27 protein-coding genes are annotated in these 23,945 nt (G+C 68.7%); 12 read left to right on the forward strand and 15 right to left on the reverse strand.

From position 1 onward, the window contains the following. The 3 genes from ON38_RS09995 to ON38_RS10005 all read right to left on the reverse strand — a co-directional run. On the reverse strand, nucleotides 1-1,416 hold a 1,416-nt coding region (locus ON38_RS09995; protein ID WP_039824272.1), incomplete at its 3' end, for a DEAD/DEAH box helicase. 247 nt (nucleotides 1,417-1,663) lie between these two features. Next, nucleotides 1,664-2,236: a TetR/AcrR family transcriptional regulator gene (locus ON38_RS10000; RefSeq protein ID WP_039824240.1), complete on the reverse strand. Its 573-nt coding sequence runs from the start codon at nucleotides 2,234-2,236 to the stop codon at nucleotides 1,664-1,666. After that, complete coding sequence (locus tag ON38_RS10005) at nucleotides 2,236-2,658, reverse strand: VOC family protein (RefSeq protein WP_039824242.1); 423 nt, start codon at nucleotides 2,656-2,658, stop codon at nucleotides 2,236-2,238. Before ON38_RS10005 ends, ON38_RS10000 begins: the two co-directional genes overlap by 1 nt. A gap of 285 nt (nucleotides 2,659-2,943) precedes the next feature. On the opposite strand from ON38_RS10005, the gene ON38_RS10010 reads away from it, so the two are divergent. Then, nucleotides 2,944-3,621, forward strand: coding sequence for an NPCBM/NEW2 domain-containing protein (locus ON38_RS10010; RefSeq protein WP_039824244.1), 678 nt, complete (start codon nucleotides 2,944-2,946; stop codon nucleotides 3,619-3,621). 12 nt (nucleotides 3,622-3,633) lie between these two features. Here the strand turns inward: ON38_RS10010 and ON38_RS34035 are convergent, their stop codons facing one another. The 3 genes from ON38_RS34035 to ON38_RS10025 all read right to left on the reverse strand — a co-directional run bounded on the left by ON38_RS34035 (nucleotide 3,634) and on the right by ON38_RS10025 (nucleotide 6,212). After that, nucleotides 3,634-4,773 carry a TfoX/Sxy family DNA transformation protein gene (locus ON38_RS34035; RefSeq protein WP_051164562.1) on the reverse strand — a complete coding sequence of 380 codons (1,140 nt, stop codon included), beginning with the start codon at nucleotides 4,771-4,773 and terminating at the stop codon, nucleotides 3,634-3,636. Nucleotides 4,774-4,932: 159 nt separating this feature from the next. After that, nucleotides 4,933-5,715 (reverse strand): ADP-ribosyltransferase, encoded by a 783-nt coding sequence (locus ON38_RS10020; RefSeq protein ID WP_039824246.1) that lies wholly within the window; start codon nucleotides 5,713-5,715, stop codon nucleotides 4,933-4,935. A gap of 197 nt (nucleotides 5,716-5,912) precedes the next feature. Further along, nucleotides 5,913-6,212, reverse strand: coding sequence for a DUF1540 domain-containing protein (locus tag ON38_RS10025; protein WP_039824248.1), 300 nt, complete (start codon nucleotides 6,210-6,212; stop codon nucleotides 5,913-5,915). A 336-nt stretch (nucleotides 6,213-6,548) separates the two neighbouring features. On the opposite strand from ON38_RS10025, the gene ON38_RS10030 reads away from it, so the two are divergent. Then, a complete protein-coding gene (locus ON38_RS10030) occupies nucleotides 6,549-7,772 on the forward strand; it encodes a cytochrome P450 (RefSeq protein ID WP_039824250.1) in 1,224 nt (407 codons plus the stop codon). Then, complete coding sequence (locus tag ON38_RS10035; protein WP_039824252.1) at nucleotides 7,769-8,503, forward strand: TetR/AcrR family transcriptional regulator; 735 nt, start codon at nucleotides 7,769-7,771, stop codon at nucleotides 8,501-8,503. The genes ON38_RS10030 and ON38_RS10035 overlap by 4 nt, the downstream gene beginning before the upstream one ends. Before the next feature lie 5 nt (nucleotides 8,504-8,508). Here the strand turns inward: ON38_RS10035 and ON38_RS10040 are convergent, their stop codons facing one another. Beyond that, nucleotides 8,509-9,129 carry an antibiotic biosynthesis monooxygenase gene (locus ON38_RS10040; RefSeq protein WP_083872489.1) on the reverse strand — a complete coding sequence of 207 codons (621 nt, stop codon included), beginning with the start codon at nucleotides 9,127-9,129 and terminating at the stop codon, nucleotides 8,509-8,511. 247 nt (nucleotides 9,130-9,376) lie between these two features. On the opposite strand from ON38_RS10040, the gene ON38_RS10045 reads away from it, so the two are divergent. Then, nucleotides 9,377-10,180: an alpha/beta fold hydrolase gene (locus ON38_RS10045; RefSeq protein ID WP_039824253.1), complete on the forward strand. Its 804-nt coding sequence runs from the start codon at nucleotides 9,377-9,379 to the stop codon at nucleotides 10,178-10,180. A 19-nt stretch (nucleotides 10,181-10,199) separates the two neighbouring features. On the opposite strand, the gene ON38_RS10050 is transcribed toward ON38_RS10045, so the two are convergent. Then, nucleotides 10,200-11,381 (reverse strand): TIGR03364 family FAD-dependent oxidoreductase, encoded by a 1,182-nt coding sequence (locus ON38_RS10050; RefSeq protein WP_039824255.1) that lies wholly within the window; start codon nucleotides 11,379-11,381, stop codon nucleotides 10,200-10,202. Nucleotides 11,382-11,552: 171 nt separating this feature from the next. Here ON38_RS10050 and ON38_RS10055 point away from each other — a divergent pair, with 171 nt between their 5' ends. Beyond that, a complete protein-coding gene (locus ON38_RS10055; protein WP_039824256.1) occupies nucleotides 11,553-12,311 on the forward strand; it encodes a GntR family transcriptional regulator in 759 nt (252 codons plus the stop codon). Nucleotides 12,312-12,458: 147 nt separating this feature from the next. After that, nucleotides 12,459-13,658 (forward strand): cytochrome P450 family protein, encoded by a 1,200-nt coding sequence (locus ON38_RS10060; protein ID WP_051164563.1) that lies wholly within the window; start codon nucleotides 12,459-12,461, stop codon nucleotides 13,656-13,658. A 21-nt stretch (nucleotides 13,659-13,679) separates the two neighbouring features. Here ON38_RS10060 and ON38_RS34040 read toward each other — a convergent pair whose 3' ends face one another. The 3 genes from ON38_RS34040 to ON38_RS35935 all read right to left on the reverse strand — a co-directional run bounded on the left by ON38_RS34040 (nucleotide 13,680) and on the right by ON38_RS35935 (nucleotide 16,249). Beyond that, the gene (locus tag ON38_RS34040) at nucleotides 13,680-14,627 is read right to left on the reverse strand and encodes a helix-turn-helix transcriptional regulator (RefSeq protein WP_169333261.1); all 948 of its coding nucleotides are present in this window, start codon (nucleotides 14,625-14,627) and stop codon (nucleotides 13,680-13,682) included. A 262-nt stretch (nucleotides 14,628-14,889) separates the two neighbouring features. Then, nucleotides 14,890-15,495 carry a hypothetical protein gene (locus tag ON38_RS35930; RefSeq protein ID WP_157181716.1) on the reverse strand — a complete coding sequence of 202 codons (606 nt, stop codon included), beginning with the start codon at nucleotides 15,493-15,495 and terminating at the stop codon, nucleotides 14,890-14,892. Nucleotides 15,496-15,511: 16 nt separating this feature from the next. After that, complete coding sequence (locus ON38_RS35935) at nucleotides 15,512-16,249, reverse strand: IQM protein middle domain-containing protein (protein WP_157181717.1); 738 nt, start codon at nucleotides 16,247-16,249, stop codon at nucleotides 15,512-15,514. A 738-nt stretch (nucleotides 16,250-16,987) separates the two neighbouring features. Between ON38_RS35935 and ON38_RS10075 the strand changes: the two genes are divergently transcribed. The 4 genes from ON38_RS10075 (at nucleotide 16,988) to ON38_RS10090 (ending at nucleotide 19,648) form a co-directional block, all read left to right on the forward strand. Next, nucleotides 16,988-17,563: an RNA polymerase sigma factor gene (locus tag ON38_RS10075; protein ID WP_039824259.1), complete on the forward strand. Its 576-nt coding sequence runs from the start codon at nucleotides 16,988-16,990 to the stop codon at nucleotides 17,561-17,563. Beyond that, the gene (locus ON38_RS10080; protein WP_039824261.1) at nucleotides 17,544-17,834 is read left to right on the forward strand and encodes a hypothetical protein; all 291 of its coding nucleotides are present in this window, start codon (nucleotides 17,544-17,546) and stop codon (nucleotides 17,832-17,834) included. Before ON38_RS10075 ends, ON38_RS10080 begins: the two co-directional genes overlap by 20 nt. A 109-nt stretch (nucleotides 17,835-17,943) precedes the next feature. Then, nucleotides 17,944-18,864, forward strand: a complete 921-nt coding sequence (locus ON38_RS10085; RefSeq protein ID WP_039824264.1) for an alpha/beta hydrolase — start codon at nucleotides 17,944-17,946, stop codon at nucleotides 18,862-18,864. A 121-nt stretch (nucleotides 18,865-18,985) separates the two neighbouring features. Continuing rightward, a complete protein-coding gene (locus ON38_RS10090) occupies nucleotides 18,986-19,648 on the forward strand; it encodes an O-methyltransferase (protein WP_039824265.1) in 663 nt (220 codons plus the stop codon). 22 nt (nucleotides 19,649-19,670) lie between these two features. Here ON38_RS10090 and ON38_RS10095 read toward each other — a convergent pair whose 3' ends face one another. Both ON38_RS10095 and ON38_RS10100 read right to left on the reverse strand, forming a co-directional pair. Next, entirely contained in the window at nucleotides 19,671-21,092 is a 1,422-nt protein-coding gene (locus tag ON38_RS10095) for a DUF2252 domain-containing protein (protein ID WP_039824266.1), read from the reverse strand. Nucleotides 21,093-21,331: 239 nt separating this feature from the next. After that, complete coding sequence (locus ON38_RS10100; protein WP_039824267.1) at nucleotides 21,332-21,745, reverse strand: Dabb family protein; 414 nt, start codon at nucleotides 21,743-21,745, stop codon at nucleotides 21,332-21,334. Nucleotides 21,746-21,865: 120 nt separating this feature from the next. Between ON38_RS10100 and ON38_RS10105 the strand changes: the two genes are divergently transcribed. Next, the gene (locus ON38_RS10105) at nucleotides 21,866-22,537 is read left to right on the forward strand and encodes a TetR/AcrR family transcriptional regulator (protein ID WP_039824268.1); all 672 of its coding nucleotides are present in this window, start codon (nucleotides 21,866-21,868) and stop codon (nucleotides 22,535-22,537) included. Nucleotides 22,538-22,555: 18 nt separating this feature from the next. On the opposite strand, the gene ON38_RS10110 is transcribed toward ON38_RS10105, so the two are convergent. Next, nucleotides 22,556-22,936 carry a winged helix-turn-helix transcriptional regulator gene (locus ON38_RS10110; protein ID WP_039824269.1) on the reverse strand — a complete coding sequence of 127 codons (381 nt, stop codon included), beginning with the start codon at nucleotides 22,934-22,936 and terminating at the stop codon, nucleotides 22,556-22,558. Between the two features lie 98 nt (nucleotides 22,937-23,034). On the opposite strand from ON38_RS10110, the gene ON38_RS10115 reads away from it, so the two are divergent. Then, nucleotides 23,035-23,670 (forward strand): NADPH-dependent F420 reductase, encoded by a 636-nt coding sequence (locus ON38_RS10115; protein WP_039824270.1) that lies wholly within the window; start codon nucleotides 23,035-23,037, stop codon nucleotides 23,668-23,670. An 8-nt stretch (nucleotides 23,671-23,678) separates the two neighbouring features. On the opposite strand, the gene ON38_RS10120 is transcribed toward ON38_RS10115, so the two are convergent. Further along, nucleotides 23,679-23,945: alpha/beta fold hydrolase (locus tag ON38_RS10120; RefSeq protein WP_373281205.1), on the reverse strand; the 267-nt coding region annotated here is incomplete at its 5' end.

Consider the following 23,945-nt stretch of genomic DNA (forward strand, 5'->3'; position numbering starts at 1 on the left):
GGCACCGGAGCGTTCACCCTGCCGCGACCGTTTCGCGGTGTTCTCCGCGCGGCCGCGCTCTCCACCTCGCGGGGTTGTCGTATCGCGCGCGTCGGAGCGCACGGCCTCCGCGTGCCCACTCGCGCCGCTGCGGCGGCCGCGTGAGCCGCGCCGGCCGTTGCGGGAACCGCCGGTGGCCCCGCGTGAGGGGCTCGGCTCGGCTGTGGTGACTGCCGGGTGGGCCGGTGCGGGTTCGGTGAGCGCCGTCCGGTCCGCGAGATCGTCGAGGATCGGGGAATTGATGGTCACCGGGCGCGGCCGCGCCTCGATACCGGCCTTGCGCAGCAGGGCCGCCACGTCCTTGCGCTGTTCGGGCAGCACCAGCGTCACCACGGTGCCCTCGGTGCCCGCGCGGGCCGTGCGGCCGGACCGGTGCAGGTACGCCTTGTGTTCGGCGGGCGGGTCGACGTGCACCACCAGTTCGAGATCGTCCACGTGGATACCGCGCGCGGCGATATCCGTCGCGACCATGACCTTGGCGGTACCCGCGGCGAAGGCGGCGAGGTTGCGGTCACGCGCGGGCTGGGAGAGATTGCCGTGCAGGTCGACGGCGGCTATACCCGCGCGGGTCAGTTCACCGGCGAGCCGGCGGGCGTGATGTTTGGTGCGCATGAAAAGGATGCGGCGCCCACTGCCCGCGGCGAGCGCGCGCACGAGTTCCTTCTTCGCCGCGGCCCCGTCGACCTCGAAGATGTGATGGGTCATCTTCGGCGGCGGCGCGGCGGCCTCGTCGACCGAATGCGAGATCGGCGTGTGCATGAAACGGTCGACCAGTTTGCCGACGCCGTTGTCCAGCGTCGCCGAGAACAGCAGCCGCTGGCCGTCGCGCGGTGTGGCCGTGAGGATCCGGATGACGCCCGGCAGGAAGCCGAGGTCGGCCATATGGTCGGCCTCGTCGAGCACCGTGATGCGCACGGCGTCCAGCGAGAGCGCCCGCTGCTGCATCAGGTCCTCGAGCCGGCCGGGGCAGGCGACGACGATATCGACGCCCTGTTTCAGGGCTTTGATCTGTCGGTTCACCGGAACCCCGCCGAAAACGGTGGTGACCCGCAGTCCGCACACCTCGGCCAGTGGCGCGACGGTCGCGGCGATCTGGGTCGCGAGTTCCCGGGTGGGCGCCAGGATCAGCCCGGTGGGCCGCCCGGGGGTGCGCGTCGCGCCGGCGAGCAGCGCGACCACCGGGATACCGAAGGCCAGGGTCTTTCCGCTGCCCGTCTTCCCACGGCCGAGGACATCGCGTCCGGCGAGGGTGTCGGGCAGGGAGGCGTTCTGGATGGGGAAGGGTTCGGTGATACCGCCGGCGGCGAGTTTCGTGACGATATCGGCCGGAACGCCGAGGTCGGTGAACGTCTGCGCGGCAGCAGTGTTGGCAGGCATGAAGGTATGAGCGCCTTTCGGCATCGGAGGTGATACCGCGACGTCCGTTCGGACCGTCTGTCCGCGCCTACTCGAGGTGGCGGCGTCGCGGGTCCCGACGCGAAAGGCTGGTGATCCGCGACGGAGAGTACGTGTGTGCGCATCGGGCGCGGGTACTGAAGCGATCCTACCGTACCCCCTGTTTCATTCCGGCCCGGTGATCAACGGCACGGTGTGACGCATCTCCACCCGGCGCGGCAGCCGAATGTCACCGGGGGCGCCGGATCGCCTCGAGCACGGTGTCCACCGATCGGTCGGCCAGTTCGTCGGACAGCGGGAGATGTCCGAACAGGGCCCGGAAGTAGATCGGTGCGGCGACCGCGTCGAGCACGAAATCGATATCGGTGTCCGGGTCGATCTCGCCGCGGTCGATCGCTGCCCGCAGGGCGCGCGCTGTGGTCTCGCGGCGGGGACCGAACACGGTGGACCACAGCCGATCGCGCAGCTCCGGATCGGCGGCGAGGTCGGCGACCAGGGCCGGCAGTACCCGGCCCAGCGAGGTGTCACGCAGGGCGGCCACCAGGTCCCGCATGGAGCGCGTGAGATCGGTGCGGAGCTCGCCGGTGTCCGGGGTCGGTTCGAGCCCGAGCAGATCGGCCACCACCTCGGCCACCAGGTGCCGCTTGGACGGCCAGCGCCGATAGATGGCCGGACGATGGATACCGGCGCTCGCCGCGACCTGGCCGATGGTGAGGCCCGCGTATCCCTTGGCATCGAGCAGGGTTCGCGCGGCCGCCAGCACCGCGGTGTCGATCCGTTCGTCGCGGCTGCGGCCCGGCATCAGAACACCGGCCGCGGGACGAGCACGACCTGCCAGCCGTCCGGGTCCGGGAATGCCAGCGCTCCCTGGGCGGCCCAGTAGGGGTTCTCGGTGGGAACCGGTTCGGCGCCGAATTCGCCGAGCCGTATGACGGTCTCCGACATCCGCGCCTCGGATTCGAAGTACAGCACCAGCAGGTTCTCCTTACTCGGCGCATCACCTGGGCTGCCGTCGCTGTGCGTGGTGAATTCCAGGTGGTAGCCGGTGCCGGGGAGACCGAGCATCACCCCGTCGTAGCCGGCGTGGCCGGTGAACCGGTGGAGCTCGTGCAGGCCGAGCCCTTCTACGTAGAAGCGGATCACCTCGTCGAGTCGGTCGGTGGGCCGGGCGAACCGGACCTGGGCCACTCCCAAGTTGCCGGGCCAGGCATTGTCGGCGGTCATTCTCATTAAGGTACGGTACGTACCGTACCGTGTCGAGTGGCTACGGCCCGCCGACCCCGGAGGCGGGGGTGTGCCTGGGGGTCCATGTGGTCCGGACCGATGAAATGATGTCGCTCGCCGCCATTTTCGGAATCCCATCGCCGAGCACCGGAAATTCGAAACGCGCACCGGCGGGCGGAACAATCGGGCGCGGCGCTCCAATTCCATCACCCCGCCCGGCGTGGTATATCTCTGCTGCGGCGCCCGGCCGGGCTCCGTCGAGTTTCGTCGAAGAAGAGTGTGCGCGTGTCCAATCCAACCGAACCCACTCGCGGGCCGAACCCGCGCCCCCATTCGCCGGCGACCGGCGCCGCGGCCCCCAAGAGTGCCCGGGACGCCGAGCGCGGGGTAATGCTCGTGTCGGGGGCGGGTATCGCGCTGGCCGTCGTCGGTTTGGTGGTCACCCTTCTCGTCGGGTCGGGTTCCACGGACGCGGAAGCCGATACCGCGCAAGCGATTACGACGAGCGAGAACCCGGCACCGCCGGTGGCGCCGGCCCCGGCGCCCGCGCCGCTGCCCAAGCGGTACCTGGCCGATATGTCGCCCACCACCGGAACCGCATATACCGGGACGATATCGGTCAACGGTGTCTCCTACCCGCATTCGATCTATCAGCAGTTCAGCGGCTGCGATACCGAGGTGGGCCACACCTACAACCTGAATCGTGAATGGTCGCGGTTCAGCTCGACTATCGGTATCGCCGACGGTGGGAATTCCCAATCGGTGCTCCAGTTCGAGGTGGTCGCCGACGGAAAGTCGATCTATTCCTCGGGCAACGTTCCAGTGGGCCAATCCCCGACGGTGGACGTGCCGGTGGCGGGTGTACAGAACCTGACGATCAGTTTCTTGTTCGTCGGCGGGAATATGGAGAGTTGCAGTCAGGCGGGTAACGGCGTGTGGGGCGACGCGGGGCTCACGAAGTAGGGCGGCCCACGTTCATCGCAACACGGTGGCCGGCCCGCGCCGGTCGGCCACCGTGCGTCCTCCGGTACGGGGAGGCCGGGCCCGTCGGCCCGAGCGCACACCGGCGATGCCGGGAATAGGGTGCCGGTGCAGTGCCGTCGTCAGTTCCTGTTTCCGTGCGGTGGTGAGATGGCGGTAGGTGCCGCCGGAGATCGCGCAGTCCATCGCCCACAGCATGCGCGTATCCGGTGCGCAGCCGGTCGTCAGCATCCGCCGGTATGCCTCCACCGCGCCGATCCTGCGCAGGTCCTCGAACTCGTGCACACCGGCTCGCGTGAGCATCGCGGCGGCATGCCGGCCCACCTGCCACCGGCGATCCCGCCATTCCACGATTTTCAGATGCGCCGTGCCCCGGAGGATATCGGCGGCCTCCCAGATCTCGGGGCGCAGCGCACTCGGGTCGGTGCCGGCGTCGGCACGTCGCAGCACCGTCCGGCGGGCCTGCCCGGCGGTACCGACCATATGGTGGAACCGGCGGAAGGTCTGAACCTCGCCGGTGACCCATCGGTGGTGATCGTCGAGGTAGGTGTAGTCGGTGCCGTGGGCGCCGGTGTCCATGGCGGCGATGTAGAGCGCCCAGTCCCGGCATTCGTCCGGGGTGGCCGGGGTTACCACAATCGCGCCCTTCACCCGGTCGGTCCGGCCGCGCCGGGGCGCCCAGCGCGGTGAGTAGGCGGCCGTGGCCAGCCCGTGGGCGCGCCAGCGCACAGTGCCCTCCGGCGCGGTGCGCAACGGCAGCCGGCGCATCAACTCCCGGACCGCCCGCGGCGTGAGACGGGTGCACCAGCCCGGGACGAGCAGAATCGGATCCGCGGGATCGGCCTCGAAGGGGGTCGGAGTGAGGAAGGGACGATCGATCAGCAACACCGTCGCCGGGCGCGCCTGATAGGACAGGCCCCACAGCAGGGTGGCCAGCAGCCGGCTGCCGTGGTCGTCGGAGAGTAGATGCCAGGTGTCGTGGAAGTAATTGGTGCTGAACCGGGCGGTGGTACCCGGGCGAAGCGAGATCACGGTGTGGACACGTCCGTCCAACCGTAGCGATCGGCGGTGCAACTTCAACCCGTCACCGACGATCCGCGCACTGCGGGGGCGCTGCTGTTTCAGTGTGCTCATCGCTGTCCATGAAGCCTCACACCGGCCCCGCGCTCAACCGGTTTTCCACGCCGGCTTGCGGTTCGGCGGGGCGGTGTGCAGGTCCGCGGGCCGCTGGACGCTGCCGACGCCACCGATCCCGGCCGGAGGAACCGGGATCGAGAGGAACGCGGCCACGGTTCACGGTGGCAGGACGGTCACCGCTGCTTTCCACCGGTCGCCGTCCGGTTGCAGGTCGGTGAGATCGAAAGGCAGTTCGCGCATGACGAGCAGCTCTTTCTCCTCCGGTGTGGCGGACAGATCTCCGATGTACACAGCCGGCACTCCGGGCGGAATGTCGATGGTCACATCGGTATCGCGGCGCTCGACGTTCTTCAGTTCGTCGACGCCGCCGGGGTACAGCGAGGTACTGACGTAATCGCGGAATATGCCGCGGTAGCCAGGAGGTACCGCGGTGATCGGGTGGTCGGGGATGAGCCGGGCGGCCTGGATGGTCTTCGTTACCCGAACCCATTCGGTGGTGGTTCGCCTGCGCAGGATGTCGTCCAACCCCTCGGCCATCGCGCGCGATCTCGGCAACAGCGGGAAGCCGGCCCTGAGGAAGTCGTTGAGCTCGGTGCTGTCACCCTTGGTGTAGTCGTAGAGCAGCCGGCGTTCCGCGGGGCTCAGGCCTTCGAGGGTGGCGCCCCAGATCCTCATTCCGTACGCATCCGCTTCGACGGCGTTGTCGAAAAATCTCGGCGCCGCGGCGGTGGACCCGGGAGTGGGTCCGCGATGGATCACCGAGACGGCCGGACCGGGGAGACCGGTGGCTTCGTCCGCCGCGGGAAGCAGGTGCGACGCGCTCAGGGGCGGGTTGGTGATATCGCGGATCCGCTGCGCGTCGGTGGCACCCATCAGTTCTATATTGTCGGCGAGCTGGGCGGTCAGGCGACGCATCGCCGCTGCCAACTCGTTGTACACACCGCTCCTGTTCCGTGCCCGACACTCGCCTGCCGATCTCGGCGATGTGTCGTCAGGGCAAGTATTACAGGAGCTCCGACCGCGGCACGTCGCACGACGGAGAAGAGTGTGGCCGGTCCGGGCCCGCCGGCGCGGGCGCCGCGGTGGTGTCCACCGGCTGATCCGTACCGGCGCCGTGCCGGTGACCGGTCGAGCCCTCAGCGCGGGGTATAGGTCATGCAGTGGGCGGTGTGGTCGGTGCTGCCCGGCCCGACCCGGATCTCCCCGGCGGTGCACTCGAGATCGGTGTTGTGGGTGCAGTCGGTGCGCTGGCAGGCGCCGACCATGCTGGTGACGGTGTCGAGGCCGCCCTTGGTCGCCAGGGGTATGAAGGTGCCGCAGTCGGCGCTGCCGTTGTGCCCGGTGACGTTGATGGCGTACGCGTGGCATCCCTCGTGGTTGTAGGAACAGCTGTTCACTGTGCATTCGCTGACGTGCGGCATTTCCATGGTGGTCATGTGCTGAGTCCTCCGGAGGTGTTCGGGAGTCTTGCTCATGCGGCTACCGCTGCTGCCCGGTTGCTGTGGGCCGAAGAACTCATTATGGCGTGCGGTGCGCCGTTCGGGCGGCGCATTCGGGGCCCGTGACCGAACGTAGCGAAATGGTTGCCGAAGGGGGCGTGTCCCGTGGCCGGACGATTATGTGAACGATATTTACTAAAACCCGTTCACAAATGCGGTGTGGTGTGGTTCACTCCTGGGGACAGGGTTCCTGCAGGAGGCATCGTGGTGCGATACCTCCCCAACGCTTCGGCCTCCGCGGCCCGCATGTGTATCAGCTCCGAAGGAGGCTCCATGACCGCATCCCTCTCCCACGACTTCGATTTCACCGATCCCGACCTGCTGGCGGCCCGGCTGCCCATCGAGGAATGGGCCGAACTGCGCCGCACTGCGCCGGTGTGGTGGGTCGACCAGCCGAACGGGGTGAGCGGGTTCGACGACGGCGGCTACTGGGTGGTGAGCAAACTCGAACACATCAAGGAGATCTCGAAGAACTCCGAGGTGTTCTCCACCCACGCCAATACCGCGGTGATCCGCTTCAACGGCGATATCGCCCGCGAGGAGATCGATATCCAGCGCGCGATGCTGGTCAACACCGACCCGCCCGAGCACGACAAACTGCGCCGCATCATCTCCCGTGGCTTCACCCCGCGCGCCGTGCAGAGCCTGCGCGACGCCCTGCACGAGCGGGCCGAACGGATCGTGCACGAGGCCAAGCGGACCGGCGGCGGAGATTTCGTCCAGCAGGTCGCGTGTGAGCTGCCGCTGCAGGCCATCGCCGAACTGCTCGGCGTGCCGCAGGAGGATCGCGGCAAGCTGTTCGAGTGGTCGAACCAGATGATGGGCTACGACGACCCCGAATACGCCGACAGTTACAAAATGGCCAATGCGCAGGTGATGGGGTACGCGTGGAACCTGGCCGAAGAGCGCCGCGGCTGCCCGGCCGACGACATCATCAGCCAGCTGCTCAGCGCCGATATCGACGGCGAAGCGCTGAGCTCGGAGGAATTCGCCTGGTTCGTCATCCTGCTGGCGGTGGCCGGTAACGAAACCACCCGGAACGCCACCACGCACGGGATGAAGGCCTTCGTGGACAACCCGGAACAGTGGGAGCTGTACCGGGCCGAGCGTCCGCGCACCGCCCCCGACGAGATCGTGCGCTGGGCCACCCCGGTCATCGCGTTCCAGCGGACCACCCTGCAGGACACCGAGATCGGCGGGCAGGCCATCGCCAAGGGACAGCGGGTGGGCTTGTTCTACGCCTCGGCCAACTTCGACGAGGACCACTTCACCAAGCCGTTCGAGTTCGACGTCACCCGTAACCCGAACCCGCACGTCGGCTTCGGCGGCACCGGCACCCACTACTGCGTCGGTGCGAACCTGGCCCGCCTGCAACTGGACCTGATCTTCAACGCCATCGCCGATGTGATGCCGAACCTGCGTCAGGTCGCCGAACCCGTTCGGCTACGGTCGGGTTGGCTGAACGGAATCAAGAACTGGCAGGTCGCATACGAATGACACCACCCGCCCGGCGGGGCCGGATGCCCGCGGTCAGCGACGCGGACATCCGGCGCGTGGCGCTGGAGCTACTGGTCGCACAGGGAGCGGAGGCGCTGACCCTGCGTGCGATCGCGCGGGAACTCGGCATCACCGCTCCCGCTCTCTACCGCTACTACCCGTCCCGGGAGGAGTTGCTGGTCGCGTTACGGCGCGATATCTGTATCCGGCTGGCCGACGACCTCGGTGCGCAGGTGGCCGAACTACCCGACGACGGGGTGGTCCGGTTGTTCGCCATCTGCCGGGCGTTCCGGCGCTGGGCGCTGGCACACCGCAATGAATTCACGCTGGTCTTCGCCTCGCCGACGCCCGGCGGGCCGGGTACGGTACGCCGTTTCGACGAAGCGTTCGGGCTGGTGTTCCTGGAAGCCGCGGGCAAGTTGCTCGCGGCCTACGACCTGGCGACCCCGCCGACCGATTCGATTCCCGACGCGCTGCGCACCGATCTGATCGCGTTCCAGAACGAGCTGCTGGCGCTGCTCGCCGGATCGGAGCAGAAGTTCCCGGCCGAGAAGTTCGATCTCGGGGTCGCGTATCTGATGATGACGGTCTGGGTGCGGCTCTACGGCCACGTGACGCTGGAAGTGTTCGGTAACTACCCGATGCCGGTGAGCGACCCGGATGTGCTGTTCGACGCGGTGCTCACCGACCTCGCCGCAGGCATGGGCCTCACCACCGGTGAGATGGGGTAGGCCGGTCAGGCCATTTCCGGAACCCGCAGGTGCGCGAGTGCCAGCTCGAACTCCCGCACGTCGAGAGCTTCGACGCCGGTCCGCCGGGCAGCGTCGACCCGCAGCGCCGCCGACTGCTCACGGCCGGCCCGCATCGCCGCAGCGCTGTCGTAACTGGTGCACGAGACCGCGCGACCGGACCTCCGGTTGATCATCAGGCTCGCACTGCAGAACCCTTCCAGATCCTCCATGGCGGGCAGGGTGTCGGATTTGTAGATCTCGACGGCCGAATCGAGCCGGCTCGGATCGGTTTTGACCCAGGTCGCGCGCACGCACGCGCCTTCCTCCGCGTGATGGGCCCGATGCAGGCCCGCGATCTCCCATTCCTCGATCTGTGCGCCACCCCCGAAGGTGGCGAGTGCGCGGTCGCGAAGCGGACCGACCTGTTCCCTGCTCTCGCGCATCGCGTCCTCGGACTCCCACGCGCTGGTGGCGATACAGTGCCCGTTGTCCCGGTCGACCAGCAGCGACAATCCGATACACCCGGGGATTTCCCGCAAGCCCGGCAGCACGACATCGCGCATATGCGCGATCCCGGCATCGATAGCGGAGGGTCGCGCCTGAATAGTGGTGGATCGCGCGAACACGAGCCACCCCCTCTCTGCTCGAGGCGGCGCCCCGGTGGCGCCACCGGTGTTCCTCACCCTGCTCTTCCCGCGTCGTGGTGGCAAGAGGACGGCGCCGCGGCCCGGCACCGCGCCGCGCGAAATCGCCGTTTCGCGCCCGGCCCACCCGGCTACACTGATCATTCGTGCCACCTGTGCGGCGCTGCGTAAATGCGTGCCGAACTGCTCGAATTCGTGAAAAACCGAACGAGACGGGACAGGGAGACCGATGACCACCATTCGCTCGCTGCGTACCGCTCTGCTGAGCCTGATCATCGCCATCGTCGCGACGGCGGCGGTCGCGATGCCCGCCTGGGCCGCGCCGCGGCCGACCGTGGTCCTGGTGCACGGTGCGTTCGCCGACCCGACCAGCTGGAACGGCGTCGCCGCGCGACTGCGCGGGCAGGGCTACGAGGTACTGACCCCGGTGAACCCGCTGCGCGGCCCGGCCAACGATTCCGCCGCCATCCAGCGCACGCTGGACACGGTCGACGGACCCATCGTGCTGGTCGGGCACTCCTACGGCGGGTTCGTGATCAGCAATGTGCACGACCCCGATGTCGTCTCCCTGGTCTACGTCGCGGCCTTCGCGCCCACTCAGGGCGAAGTCGCGCAGCAGGCACTGGACCCGGTGCGGTTCCCGGGTAGTCGGCTGCTGCCCCCGGCGCTGCAGGTGAAGCTCGTCGACGATCCGCAGGGCATAGCGGGCCGCAATCTCGACGGCTATGTGGCACCCGACTACTTCCACGATGTCTTCGCGCAGGATGTCGACGACGCCACCGCCGCCGATATGCTCGCCCACCAGCAATCGATCGCCCTGGCCGCCAATCTGGAACCCTCCGGTGCGCCGTCGTGGTCGGGTGCGCGCACCTGGTACCTGGTCTCGGCGCAGGACCGGGTCATCCCGCCGGCCGCGCAGCGTTTCATGGCCGGCCGGATGGGCGCGCAGACCACCGAACTCGACTCGTCCCACGCCTCCCTGGTCTCGCATCCGGACGCGGTGTCCGCGGCGATCGTGACCGCGGCGGGCTGATCGCCCGGGCCGGGTGGCACTACCCGGGCTGCCCGGCCCTCGATCCGGCCAGCCGGTCCACGACCACCGGCGCCAGGCCGAGCGCGGTGGTCATCCCGATCCCGGAGGTCACCGAGACGACGCGGATACCGGCCGCGGGCGCGGCCACCAGGAAATCGGTGTCCGGCGAATCCGCGTAGACCCCGCGCCAGCGCCGCCGCACCGACAACCGGCGGGCCGAGAGGAGCCGGGCACCTTCGCGCAGCACCAGGTCCGCGATGTCCTCGTCGTCGAACGGCAGATGGGTGCGGGCGTAATGATGGGTATCGCCGAGCACCACCGAGCCGTCCGGGCGCTGGGTGAGCATCAGATTCATCACGGCGTCCAGCGTTTCGGGCGCCCGATCGGTGATCTCGCGCCGCACCGCGGCGGCCGAGGCGGTGGCGGCCAGACCGCCGTAGCGCAGCATGGAGTAGCCGGTGAGAACCGCCGGTTCGATACGGATATCACCGGGCGGCGCGACCTCCAGCATCTGCAACCGGCAGCGGCGCACGCCGTTCTCCTCGGCGATCACCGGAAAAAGCCGGTCGATATCGTGCCCGGCCGCGTGCACGATCGCGGTGGCGGCCAGGTCCCCGCGCGCGGTGTGCACGACACCTTCGGATATGGCGCCCACCTGGGTGTTCCATACGAACTCGACGCCGCGCGAGGCCAGCCACGCGGCCACGGCCGGTATTGCCGCGCGCGGGTCGACCCGCAGGTCGAGTGGCAGATGGGCGCCGCCGACGATATCGCTGCCGGCCTCGCCCGCGGGTGGGAAGTGGCGGGCCGTCCCGGCCCGGTCGAGCAGCCGAACCTGCTCGGCGCCGCGCTCGGCCGCGAACTCCTCCAGGACCCCCAGTTCGGCGGCGGTCCGGGCCACCACCACGGTGCCCGCCCGGCTGATCTCGAACCCCGCCTGCTCGGCCAGCCGCAGCCACTTCTCCCGGGCCGACCAGGCGTACTCGAGTGCCCGGCCGGTCTGCGGGGTGGTGCAGATATGGCCGAAATTGCGGAGGGAGGCGCCGACGGCGCGCGCGTCGCGTTCGACGACAGCCACGCGCATCCCCCGGTCTGCGGCATCGACCGCGTGCGCGAGGCCGACTATGCCGGCACCGACGACGGCGAGGTCGACCGGATGGGGCGGTAGGGCGGATGGTCCGGAGTCCGTGCGAAGAGCCATGGCCGGAATGCTCGCAAGCCGCCGCCGCTACCGGCAAGGTGTCCGCGAAACTTGTACAGATAAGTTCACCGTTAGTTTCCGCTGGTAACGGCGCTTACCTCTATCGTCCAGAGGGGAAGAGAACCACTTGTTCGATCAACCAGTGCCCGATAACCGAACCGAGAGGACGATGTGACCCCGCTGTATGCCCGCGTCTCCACCACCCTGCGGGACCGGATCCGCCGCGGCGAACTCGCGGCCGGGTCCTCCCTGCCGTCAGAGGCCGAACTGTGCCAGGAGTTCGGTGCCTCCCGGGGCACGGTGCGCAGCGCCCTGGCGACGCTGCGGCACGAAGGGCTCATCGGCGGCGGGCAGGGCCGCCGGCCCGTGGTGCGTGATACCGCGGTCGGCCAGCCGTTCGAAACACTGCTGTCCTTCACCGCGTGGGCGGAACGGATCGGCCGGACACCGGGCCAGCGCACCGTGGAGATCGCGCGCCGTGGCGCCTCCGCCGCCGCGGCGGCGGCCCTGCGGACGGAGGAAGGGGCACCGGTGATCGAGGTACTCCGGCTGCGGCTGCTCGATGGTGAGCCGGTGATGGTGGAGCGCGCCGCCTTCGTCGAGCACGTCGGGCGGCTGCTGTTCGATTTCGATCCGGATACCGCGTCGATCTACGCCCACCTCGCCGGCCGCGGGGTCGATCTGCACTCGGCCCGGCACACCATCGACGCGGTCGGCGCCGACGAGACCGACGCGGCGCTGCTGGGAATCGCCCCGGGGACCCCGCTGCTGCGGGAACGGCGGCACACCTCGTCCGCGGCCGGGGACCCGCTCGAATACGGTGAGGACCGCTACCGGCCGGACCGGGTGAGCTTCACCATCGACAACGCCCGGCCGGCCGCGGCGGGCGCCGGGCAGGGGTTGCGGGTCCGTAAACACGCCGAAGGGTAGATCACCGAACGGACGGCCGGGGCAGGGAATTACGTTCCGGCGCGGAGGAATATCGGTGCGGGGCACGATGGGGTGTATCGATTGGTGCGTCCCGCTCCGGCGTCCCAGACTCTCTTTGATCGCATCGAAAAACTCAGGGAGACAAGCATGTCCGAGTCAGTCATCCAACTTCCGACACCCGGTGAGTCGATGTACGAAACGCTCGAGCGGATAATTCGTGCGGGTGAGGTCGTGCCCATCGAACTGCTCGGCGGGGTCGGCGCCTACATGGCGGTCAGCCATCGTGCTGCCGCCGAGGTGCTCGACGACAAGCTCTTCGCCAAGCACCCGTCCAAGTGCCCCGCGCTGCACGACGGCCGGATCCCCGCCGATTGGCCGCTGCGTGCCCTGACCGACGCCGAACACATGCTGAACCAGGACGGTGCCGCGCACCGGCGGTTGCGCCAGACGATCAACAAGGCGTTCACACCGGCTCGGATCGCGGCGCTGGAACCGCGCATCCAGCAGATCGCCGACGATCTCATCAGCGCCTTTCCCGATACGGAAGAGGTCGATCTGGTCGCGAACTACACTGTTCCGCTGCCGGTCCGGGTGATCTGCGATCTGTTCGGAGTGCCGCTGGAAGCGCAGTCGCGGCTCAAGGACTGGACCCTCACGATCGTCTCGGCGCACAGCACCGGCGAACAAACCCAGGCGGCCATGGCGGCGATGAGCGGTTACTTCGTCGAACTGCTCGCCCACAAGCGGGCCGAGCCGGGGGAGGATCTGACCTCGGCGCTGTTGCAGGCCAACGCGGCGAACGAGCTCACCGAAGAAGAGCTGATCGGTGTGCTGTGGCTGGTCATCGTGGCCGGGCACGAGACCACGGTGCATCTGCTGGGCAATGCGGTGATCGCGTTGCGCGACCATCCCGAACAGCTGGCGCGGGCGCAGGCCGAGAATCGCTGGGCCGATGTGGTCGAAGAAGCGCTGCGCTACCGCTCTTCGGTGGTCGGTGCGCTCATGCGCTACCCGCTCGAAGATGTGACGGTCGCCGGTGTCGACATCCCGGCGGGCACGCCGACGCTGTGGTGGGGCGGCGTCGACCGGGATCCGCTGCTCGTCCCGAACGCCGAGGTGTTCGATATCGACCACGAGCATCGTGACCAGCTCGTATTCGGCCGCGGCCCGCATTTCTGCCTGGGTGCGCCGCTGGCCCGGCTGGAGAGCCGGATAGCCCTGCAGACGCTGTTCACCCGCTTCCCGAAGCTGACCCTGGCCGTGCCCAGCACCGCGATCGAGTACGCGGTGCAGATCAGCACGGTGGGCCCGGAGAAGCTTCCGGTGCGGCTGAACCCCGGCTCCTAGTCCGGATTCACCCCTGCGGGTTCATCTGTGCCGGTCCGTGGACTCGGCTCGTCTGCTGCGCCGGAACTCCCGCGGCGTGACACCGAACCGGTCCTTGAACGCCGCCGAGAACCAGGCGGGGGTGAAACCGCAGCGGGCCGCCAGTTCCGCGATGGTCATGGTGGCGCGCGGGTCGGCCAGGAGTTCGCGTGCCACCCGCAGGGCCTCGTCCCGGCGCAGGTCCCGGAAGGTCGTCCCGGTTTCGTGCAGCACCAGCCGCAATTGCCGGGGCGACCAGCCGAGCGCGTGCGCCACCGCGGGCAGGCGCACATCGGATCGGCCGATGTGTTCGCGCAGATATCGCCGGATGCTCTCGGCGACCTCCGTGTGGTGGATCGCCTGCGGACCGGTCTCGCCGACGGCCATCATGCACAGCAGCTCGGTGATCCGGTCGCAGACCGCGTTGAATTCCCGTTCGCCCAGACCGGACTGTTCGGCGTGGACGCCGCGGATCATATCGCCGGCGATCCGGCCCAGACCACGGTTCATATCGAGGACGACGTTCATGTGCCGGTGCGGACGCAGCCGGGACTCGAACTCGGTGCGCGGCACCTGGAAACCGTAGGCCGCCGCGTCGGGAATGTGCAGCCGGCACGGTACCTCCAGTCCGGCTACGACCGCGTGCCCGCGCGGGACACGGGTCACCTCGTCGTGGAAGCGGATGGCGAAATCGCCACGATCGGGGACGACGACCCAGAAGAAGTCGTCGCCGGGAACGCGGCGAATGTGGCGCCGGGTCCGATGACACAGGCGATTTCCGTGCTGATCCCAGCGCAGCAGGGTGTAGGTGCTCGACTCCTGGGCGGTGAGTCCGGCGTGCCAGTTCTCCGGGTTGCCGAATTCGTGTGCCATGGGGACGAATCCGTCGGCGAGCTCGGAAAAGGATTCGGGTCCGCAGGCGGCGACCTGGTACCAGCGCATAGTGATCATCCCCTCGATCGGGCTCGGCTGCCGGTTCCGCCGGCCGCTACGATCGGCGTCCTCACCATACTGGGCCCGGCCGGTCCGGGTACGCATCGGACACGGATTACATAGTCCGCCAACTGTCGAGTTCGCCGGACCGCGGGAGCGTCGAGACGGTGTTGTTTCGTAAGGCGGCAGTGGCGGGGCGCGTCGCTACGGGCCGACGGCCGGGGCGGGGGCGATTCATGATCATCGTCCCGTCCACAGCCGGGCTCATGATCTGATCGGCCTACTGCGCAGTTCCACCGAGAACACCGACCTCCGGCGAGTCGAGGTCGGTGGCATCTACTATTTCCTGCACGATATCCGCTTCCGGGACCGACGCGTCGGGCGCGACGATCGCTGTGGAATCCTCATTCTCTCCGGGCCATACGAATCCCACTTCGATACCAGAACGAAGCCTCAGCAGTAGATATTGGCGGGAATCCGGAACGGATTCGGTGAATATTCTACCCACTCGTGTCTCGATTTCTGGCCAGCTCACATCTACACGCGCAATCGCCGGAGCACCGGAAAATTCGCTCCATCTGGTTTCCGGTAGCTCTTGAAATGGAAGATCCGGCCACGGCCGGAGGGCGTCGAGGCGGTCGACAACCTGTCGCAGAAAATTTCTTACGGCATCCTCGGAATGTCTCGGTCCAACAATCGAACCGATTTCCGAACCGGATTCGAGCGCATCGACAATCGATTGATACTCCTGCTCCGGAGTGAGCGACCAGAGCGGATTGTGCAGCAGGGACGACGACGTGCGGTCGACCTCGGCTGCAGTCAGAGTGTCTGCGAACTGAACGTCGTGGAGGATGGCGTTCACCACCGCTCGCTGATCTCCATTCATCTCCGGATCCACCGCGCTATGCCCGCGCCAGCAGGTCGATGAACACCCGATCCATTGCCACGCCCAGGCTGCGCAGTTGCGCTATCACTTGGTATGTGAGGGGTCGTGCCGGGAGATAGTGTCCACTTCGGTCGCTCAGGTATGTCAGTACCCCCTTTTCGACACGCATGGTTCCTGCTCCGGCGACCGGTCCGCCGGCCAGCAGGCTCGAGTGATGGAACTTCCCGTTCATCCCGATCTTGTGAGCGTACATTCTTCCTTCTTCGTCTACGACGAAAATCGCGTCGCGGCGCTGACCCAAGAATGTTCTCGTCGTATCGAACAGCTTCCCTTTGGCGTCGTACATCTTTCCGTCGACTATATGAATACGAAAGCGCTCTCGCTTCTTCGGGTCGGTCAGGTACTCGACCTTTCTTCCAAAAAATACAGTGTTGCCCGGCAGGTGCTCCCCGATATCTTCAGGTCTCATCGAAACCAGCTTGAAGGAGCCGGCAGTAGGTGATGTAGGGGTTGCCGGCCTGCGCGGAGCAAACCATTCGAATTTCTGTTCGCGGCGACCGAACCATTCGAATTTCTGTTCGGGACGACGAAACCACTGGAAGGGTTTGTCGGAGCTCGACAGTCGCTCCAGTCCGCGGACGACCTCGTCGCTGAGGCGTAACCAGGAGGTTCTCTTGTGTGTCACGGCTCCACGCAAGATCCCCGTCAGATGCTCGGTAACAGCCCGTAATTCTGCCTTCGATCCGGTGGACATGCGAAACTCCTTCGAAGCCTGGATTCAGCCGAGGAGTTCGGGTGCGGCGGTTTCGGCTCGTTCGCCCGGGCCGCCATACGTTCGGCTCGACTCGGGCGAAGCCATCGGGCTCCGGTTGTGACGAGGTGCCCGGTGATCCGCTGAGCGCTGGGGGTGTAGCCGGCCATGTTCCCGGGCGGTGGTCCCGATCGCCGAGTCTGTCCATCGTCGGCCGTGTCCGACCACTCGTCTGTTGTTTCGCTTGTGTGAGCGCCGGATTCGATCGTCGACTCGTCCGCGGGGCGCCTCGTCGGCGGCGCGCCGGACAGCCGCGATCAGCTCGTTGTTCACCCGCATAGTTGTCAGACCGACCGTTCCTGCAAAACCATATGGTCTCTTTTCCGAATGAAGACTCTCACCGTTACCGGTGTTCTGGCAACTGCTGGGCGTACCGCTCCGACCCCATGACTCGGCGCGTGAAGGCCCGTCCGGCCGCTCCCGATCGATTCGAGTCGTTCGGCCGCACCGGTCGGGCGCTCACCCGTTCGGTGCGGACCGTGCGGATCTCGGCCGCGAGGCCGGACGGCAGAGTGATCGGCCCCAGGCGAATCCTTTTCCCCGGCTCGTGCCTCTCATATACGTCTCGGCAGACGCCGGGGACGGAAGAGGAGGTTGTCGTGATAATCGGTATCGCAATCGCCGGTGGGCTGGTACTGCTCTGTACGTGCATGTTCGTTGTGCGGCGCAAACGAGCCGGGCGTGACTGAGGTGACCTGGCCCGGCGAGGAGCTGATCACCGCCGCGCAGGATGGTGACATCGATGCGATCGCCGCGGTGGTCTCGGCCGCCCACCCGAACGTCCGGCGCTTCGCCCGGTCCCTTTGCGCCGACGCGGAGGATGCCGAGGACGCGGCGCAGGAGGCCCTGATCATCCTGTACCGGAAGATCGGCATGCTGCGGGCCACGGGCGCACTCGCGTCCTGGATGTTCCGGATCGTGCGCAACGAATGCCTGCGCCGTGCGCGGCGACAGCCGGTCGCGCCCACGTCGATGCCGGACACCGCGGTGACCGACTCGGCCGAGTACGAGGCATTACGCCGCCTGGAAGCGGGCCGGGTGGCGGCCGCGGTCGCCGCCCTGCCTCCCGATTACCGCCGGGTTCTGATCCTGCGCGATATCCAGGGTTACAGCGGGCGGGTGGTCGCCGAAGAGCTGGGCCTGAGTCCGGCGGCGATGAAATCGCGCCTGCACCGAGCTCGCGCCGCGGTTCGGCACACCCTGTGCACCACATCCGAATCGGATCCCGGAGGCGAAGATGAGCACAACGACACCTGACGGCCCGGATTTCACGAGCGGCTCCGCGTCCGAGCATGTGATGCGCGGTGTGGTGGGCTTCGGCGCGCTGATCGGCGCGGTGGCCCTGATTCCGGTCGTCGGACCGATGAGCCTGATGCTCGTGCCCGTCGGTCTGGTCGCGCTCCGCGGCTGCCCGATGTGCTGGACCATCGGGCTGATACAGACCATCTCGCGGGGACGACTCCAGCGCTCCTGCGGGGACGGCCGGTGCACGCTGACCGTCGCCGAACGGGAAGGCGCCGCGAGATAGCCGCTTCCAGCTCTCCGGCCGGAACTCCCTCGAGACCGCCCCGCGGCCCGTACGCTGCGGAGACGGCCATCGGGTAGGGCTCCGGTGCGGCACGAGAGTGGATACGGCAATGACGTCGGAGATCGGTTTCCATCCGGACCTGCGCCGCGCGCGCTTTCTGCCACGCGCTGTGGTGTCCCCGCGCACCGTCCGCCTGATCCGCGCGCTCGGCGACCGGGGAGGGCGAACGCGGCCGGCGGGCGGAACGATCGAGCGGGTGGACGCGAACGTGACGGTCCGGGTGTTCCGGCCCGCCGGGGCGCCCCGGCGCGCGCCCGGGCTGTTGTTCGTACACGGCGGGGGGTACGTCATCGGCACCGCGGCCATGGGCGACCGGTTCTGTGCGACCGTGGCCCGGCGGCTCGGCGCGGTCGCGGCATCGGTCGAATACCGGCTGGCGCCCGAACATCCCTATCCGGCGCCGCTCGAGGACTGCTACGCGGCTCTGCGCTGGCTGGCGGGGGCGCCCGGGGTGGATCCGGACCGGATCGCGATCGCGGGGGAGAGCGCGGGCGGTGGTCTGGCGGCGGCCCTGGCGCTGCTGGCCCGCGACCGTGGTGAGGTGCGGCCGGTACTGCAACTGCTGTCCTACCCCATGCTGGACGACCGGACCTCGGCACGCACCGATATCGATGCCCGGCGCCTGCGGATATGGAGCATCCGCAGCAACGATTTCGGCTGGCGTGCCTATCTGGGCGAACTCGGATCCGGGCCGGTGCCGCCGCTGGCGGCACCGGCCCGATACGACGATCTGGCGGGCCTGCCGCCCGCCTGGATCGGGGTCGGCACCCGCGATCTGTTCTACGACGAAGATCTCGCCTACGCCGATCGGTTGCGCCGCGCGGGGGTGCCCTGCATCCTGCACGAGATCACGGGCGCCTACCACGGATTCGACCTGATCGAGCACGCCGCACCGGTCTCCCGCGACTACCGGGGCGCCCAGCTGTCCGCGCTGGCGGCAGCGCTGGGCGGTGCCGCCGCGGCCGAGTGAACACTGCCATGCGTCCGCAGGCGCGAGACGAACCGTGTGCGCCACCGGCTTCCGCCCGGCGAACGCCGGAACGCGGTCGTGGGTCCACCGGACCGGCCCGGCGAGTGGCAGACTGCGGGATATGAGCACACCGGATTGGGCTGATGTGGACCGGTACGTGGTGGATCACCTGGCGCGCGACGGCGAGACGAGCGCGACGCTGCGGGCCAACGCGGACGCGGGGCTGCCCGCTATCGACGTGTCCGAGGCCCAGGGCAAATTCCTCTATCTGCTCGCCCGGTCCATCGGCGCCGGGCGGGTACTGGAAATCGGCACACTGGGCGGTTTCAGCACACTGTGGCTGGCTCGCGGGGTCGGGAACGCGGGCCGGGTGACCACGCTGGAATTCGAGAAGCGGCACGCCGAGGTCGCGCGGGCGAATCTGGACCGCGCCGGCGTGGGCGACCGGGTCGATATCCGGGTCGGCGCGGCCCTGGACAGTCTGCCCGTGCTCGCCGAGGAGCAGCCCGAGCCGTTCGACCTGGTATTCATCGACGCGGACAAGGTCAACAACTCCAATTACGTGCAGTGGGCACTGCGACTGACCCGGCCGGGCGCGGTGGTCGTCGTCGACAATGTGGTGCGTGGGGGCCGGCTGGCCGCCGCGGACGACACCGACCCCGCGGTGCGGGCGAGCCGGGAACTGGTGCAGTTGCTGGCCGACGAACCACGCCTGGACGCCACCGTGCTGCAGACGGTCGGCGCCAAGGGCTGGGACGGGTTCGCCTTCGCCGTCGTGAACTGAGCACGCGCGTCCCGCTCACGAATCAGGGGTGCTGGGACGCGGTGATCCGGCCTTCCTCGATCGCGCGGCGCAACGCCGCGTGGTCGCGGGCGTTGCGATCGGCGTACTCCTCGGCGAATTCCGCGATCGCCGCGTCGAAATCGTCGTCGGAACCGAGATACCCGGCGATTCCGAAACGGTCACCGCCGCGGGCGTGGGCCTGGGCCAGTACCCGGGCGCACAGCCGCCCGTAGAGCGCCATGAGGTCGGGGGACATGGTCTCGATCACCGCCGCCCCCTTGCCGTCGCGGAGCTGGCGGATATAGAAATCACGGGTCACCCCGTCCGGATCGGGGCCGGGATGCTGCTGCCAGCCGAGGAAGATATCGCTGGCCGCCTGCATCAGCCGCTGCCCGCTCACCACCCGTTCGCCCTGGTTGGTGTATTCGGGGCCGGGGAGATAGCGCGCGAGAACCGAAGGCTGTGCCTCCTTGGCCTGGAGGAACAGCGGTTCGTCGCCCGGCCCGCGCAGCAGGACTATCCAGGTGCGGGTGCCCACACTGCCGACCCCGACCACCTTGCGCGCCGCGTGCACGTACTCGAACCGGTCGAGCAGGAAGCGGCGGTCGGGTTGCAGGGTGCCGCGATAATCGGCGAGGCGGCGCATCAGACCCCGGTGCACCGTCTCGGCATCGGCGCCGGTGAACAGCTCCTCCACCGGAACGATCAGTGGGGGCATGCTCACGATGCGCGGTCGCCCGTCGCACGGCGTGGTCAGCTTGGACAGCGCCTGGAAACTGTCGCGCCCCCAGGCCTTGTCGATGCTCTTCTGGACGCGTTTGCGCATCGACGAATCGAGGACATCGCGGAGTTCGGCCATATCCGTGGCGGCGTCGATATGGGCGTACCAGACGGCCAGTTCGCCGCGTCCGGCCTGGTAGATCATTGTCTCGCGGTACTCGGCCACGCAGGCGCGGGTGATCCGGCGCCGCTGTTTGCGCTTGAATCCGTTGTCGCGCCCGGCGACCGCGAGGCTCGCGGCCAGCCGCTTCACATCCCATTCGAAGGGGCCGGGATAGGTTTCGTCGAAATCGTTCACGTCGAAGGCGAGCTTGCGTTCGGGGGTGGCGTAGAGGCCGAAGTTGCTCAGGTGGGCGTCCCCGCACAGCTGAGTGTGCAGCCCGGTGCCGGGAGAGCGGGACAGATCGTCGGCCATCACCAGCGCCGCGCCCCGGAAGAAGGAGAACTCGGAGACCGCCATCCGGCCGTAGCGGACCGGCACCAGTTCGGGCACCCGCGCCGGTGTCTGCGATTCCAGCAGGGCCAGCGGGTCACGATCCGGCGCGGCAGCCGCGGCGGCGACGGCGGCGAAAGGGACGCGGTCGCGCTGCCGGGCGCCGTGTTCGGTGCGCTGCGCGCGGGACGCGGCGGCGCGCCGGGCCCGATCAGCGTGGGGTTCGCCCATGGGCGCACGGTAGAACGGCCGCGCCCGGCCCGTCGTCACCCGCCGCGGGTGAGCTACCCGGCGGGCGCGTCCGCTTCGGATCACCGGGCCGGTGAAGCTGCCGACCCGGTTCTACGATCCGACCGCCGGATAGGTGCTGGTCGGCGGTGTCGACATCCGCCGGTACGCATTGCGCGACTACCGCAAACGCCTCGGGCGTCGAATCGGCCGAGCTGTCGCCGAAGGTCGCGGCGGTGGAATCAGGAAGGAACCTTCGTGGCGATGGTGCCGTCGACGACCTCGGCCAGCATCCGGCCCCAGTCCGGGTAGGTGCGCACCTTCTGCAGGTGCAGTTCCTCGATCCGGGCGGTCAGGTCCGGATCGGGGTCGTCGGAGAACCGAACCGCGGACAGGCGGGCGATATACGGCAGGATATGCGGATCACCGGCCAAGTGCACCGGGTCGTGCAGATAGCGCTCGAGGGCGCTCAGATCGGCGACCGCGGCGCTGTAGGCGTGGGTGAATCCGTCGCGTGGGTCGCCGATATCGCGCCCGACGACACCGAATTCGACCGACTCGACGCTCGCGGTCCGGCGCATCCGCTCCAGTACGGCGGCCTGTTGGTCCGGCGAGACACCGTCTTTGAAGCTGAACCGCAGGATGTTGACTATCACTCGAAACCTCCGAATTTGAACCGGTTGGTTCAGACTAACGGTCCCACGAGTATTGTCAACGGTATGGAATTTTGTACCCGTGGGTTCAGTGTCTCGCGGGGCGGGCGTTAGCATGGGAGGGTGCGTGCGCGAGTGGAGGACGGCCCGGTCACCGGCCGGATCGATAAGCGGCGGGCGATTCTCGACGCGGCCTTCGCCGTATTCGCCCGGCTGGGCTACGAACAGGCCTGCGTCCGCGAGATCGCCGATGAGGCCGGGGTCGCCAAACCGACTGTCTACAACCACATGACCGATAAGGAGGGCCTGCTGCGGGAGGCTCTCCTCACGGCGGCCGACCGGGTGGGCGCCGACTGTCTGGCCGCGGTGGAACGGCTGCGCAACCCCGGCGCCGACCTCACCGCGGCACTCGAGGACACGGCCCGCCGGCTGCTGCGCATCTGTGCCGGGGACACCTCGCACGCCTTGCGCCGGCTCACCGCGGCGCAGGCCAACCGGCTGCCCGACCTGGTGGCGCTCGTCCGGGAACGCACCGCGACCGCGACCCTGGACGCGCTGACCGACCGGCTCGGCCTGCTCGCGCTGTCCGGCGAATTGCGCACCACCGACCCGGCCGTCGCCGCCGAGCAGTTCCTCGCGCTGCTCACCGGTCCACTGGAGAACCGGTCCGCTCACGGCACCCGCCGGGTCCCGCCCGCCGAACTCCGCGGGATCGCCACCGCCGCGGTCCGGACCTTCCTGGCGGCCTACGGAACCCGCGGTGACCACCCGGGGGATGGAGCCGGGCCGGCGTGAGCGCGGTGGGGCGCGCGATCAGCCGAAACGGCGCAGCGGCGGATCGGTGCCCTCGGGGACGGGGAGTTCGTCGCCGTGGTCCTGTACCCAGGAGGCCAGGGCGCGCAATGGTCCGTCCACCAGGCTGACTCCCAATTCGGTCAACCGGTACTCGACTCCGGGCGGTGCGGCCGGGTCGGGGCGCCGGGCGATCAGGCCGCGCCCCAGCAGCCGGCGCAGCGCTTCGGTGAGCGTCTTGTCGCGGATGCCGCCGATCCCGGTGCGCAATTCGACGCGTCGCCGGGGGCCGTCGGCGAGGGCGGCGAGGATCACCGGGTCCCAGGTGTGGGCGAACAGATCGAGTGCGCCCCGCAGCCGGCAGTCGGCGATCGGGTCGGCGCGGTCGTGGTAATCGGTCATCGCCCACCAGCATCGCGGTTCGGTACGCACCGATCGGTGCGTATCCGGCTCCCTACGGTAGCCCTCGCACACGGTTCGCGAAGACGGAGGAGACGAGGGTGCGGATAGCGATTCTGGGAACGGGTCATCTGGCCGAAGCGCTCGGCCGCTGCTGGGTGCGGGCGGGCCACCGGGTCACCGTGGCGGGACGGGCCCCGGAGAAGGCGGCGGCGCTGGCGCGGCGGCTCGGCGGCCCGACCCGCCCGGCCGCGGCGCGAGAGGCGGTGGACGGGGCGGACGCGGTGCTGCTCGCGGTGCCGTGGGACGCGGCCGACACGGTGCTGGAGGCCGCCGGCGGCAGCGGTGGAGGACTGGCCGGGATACCGATAATCGACCCGACCAACCCGGTCGAACACGGCGTGGGGGTGGTGCTGGGCCCCGCGGGGGAATCGAATGCGGAACGGATCGCCGCGGCGGCGCCGGGTGGCCGGGTGGTGAAGGGTTTTCATCTGGTCCCCTCCACCCAGTGGGGTGTGGCCGGGGTGGCGACGACGGTGGTCCTGTGCGGGGACGACCCCGGTGCGCTGCACGTGGTCGAAACGCTGGTACGCGATGCCGGGGCGGAACCGGTGGTGGTGGGACCGCTGGCACGGGCACGGCAACTCGAGGAGGTGGCCGGGTTGTTCATCACGCTGGCGTTCGCCGGAGTGGACCCGCGAACCATGGCGCCGGGCCTGCCGCCGGTGCGGGCCTGACCGCCCGATCACCGGCCCGCGGCCGTCGCTTCCGGTCGACCGGCACGGTCGGCGAACTCTTTCCGGGCCGAATCGAGAATCCGGGCGACCTGTTCCGGGTGGGTCAGATGCGGGTAGTGACCGGCGCCCGCGATCTCGGTGACCGGGGCGGTGACCGCGGTGGTCAGCGGATCGGCGGATCCGGTCACCAGGTGGACCGGTACCCGCAGTTCGTCGAGGAGGCGGCGGGCGGTCACGTGGGCGCCCGGCCGGCCGGCGGCGCGTAGGGCCGCGAC

The sequence above is a fragment of the Nocardia testacea NBRC 100365 genome (genome assembly GCF_000308775.1).
GTDB classification, from domain to species: Bacteria; Actinomycetota; Actinomycetes; order Mycobacteriales; family Mycobacteriaceae; genus Nocardia; species Nocardia testacea.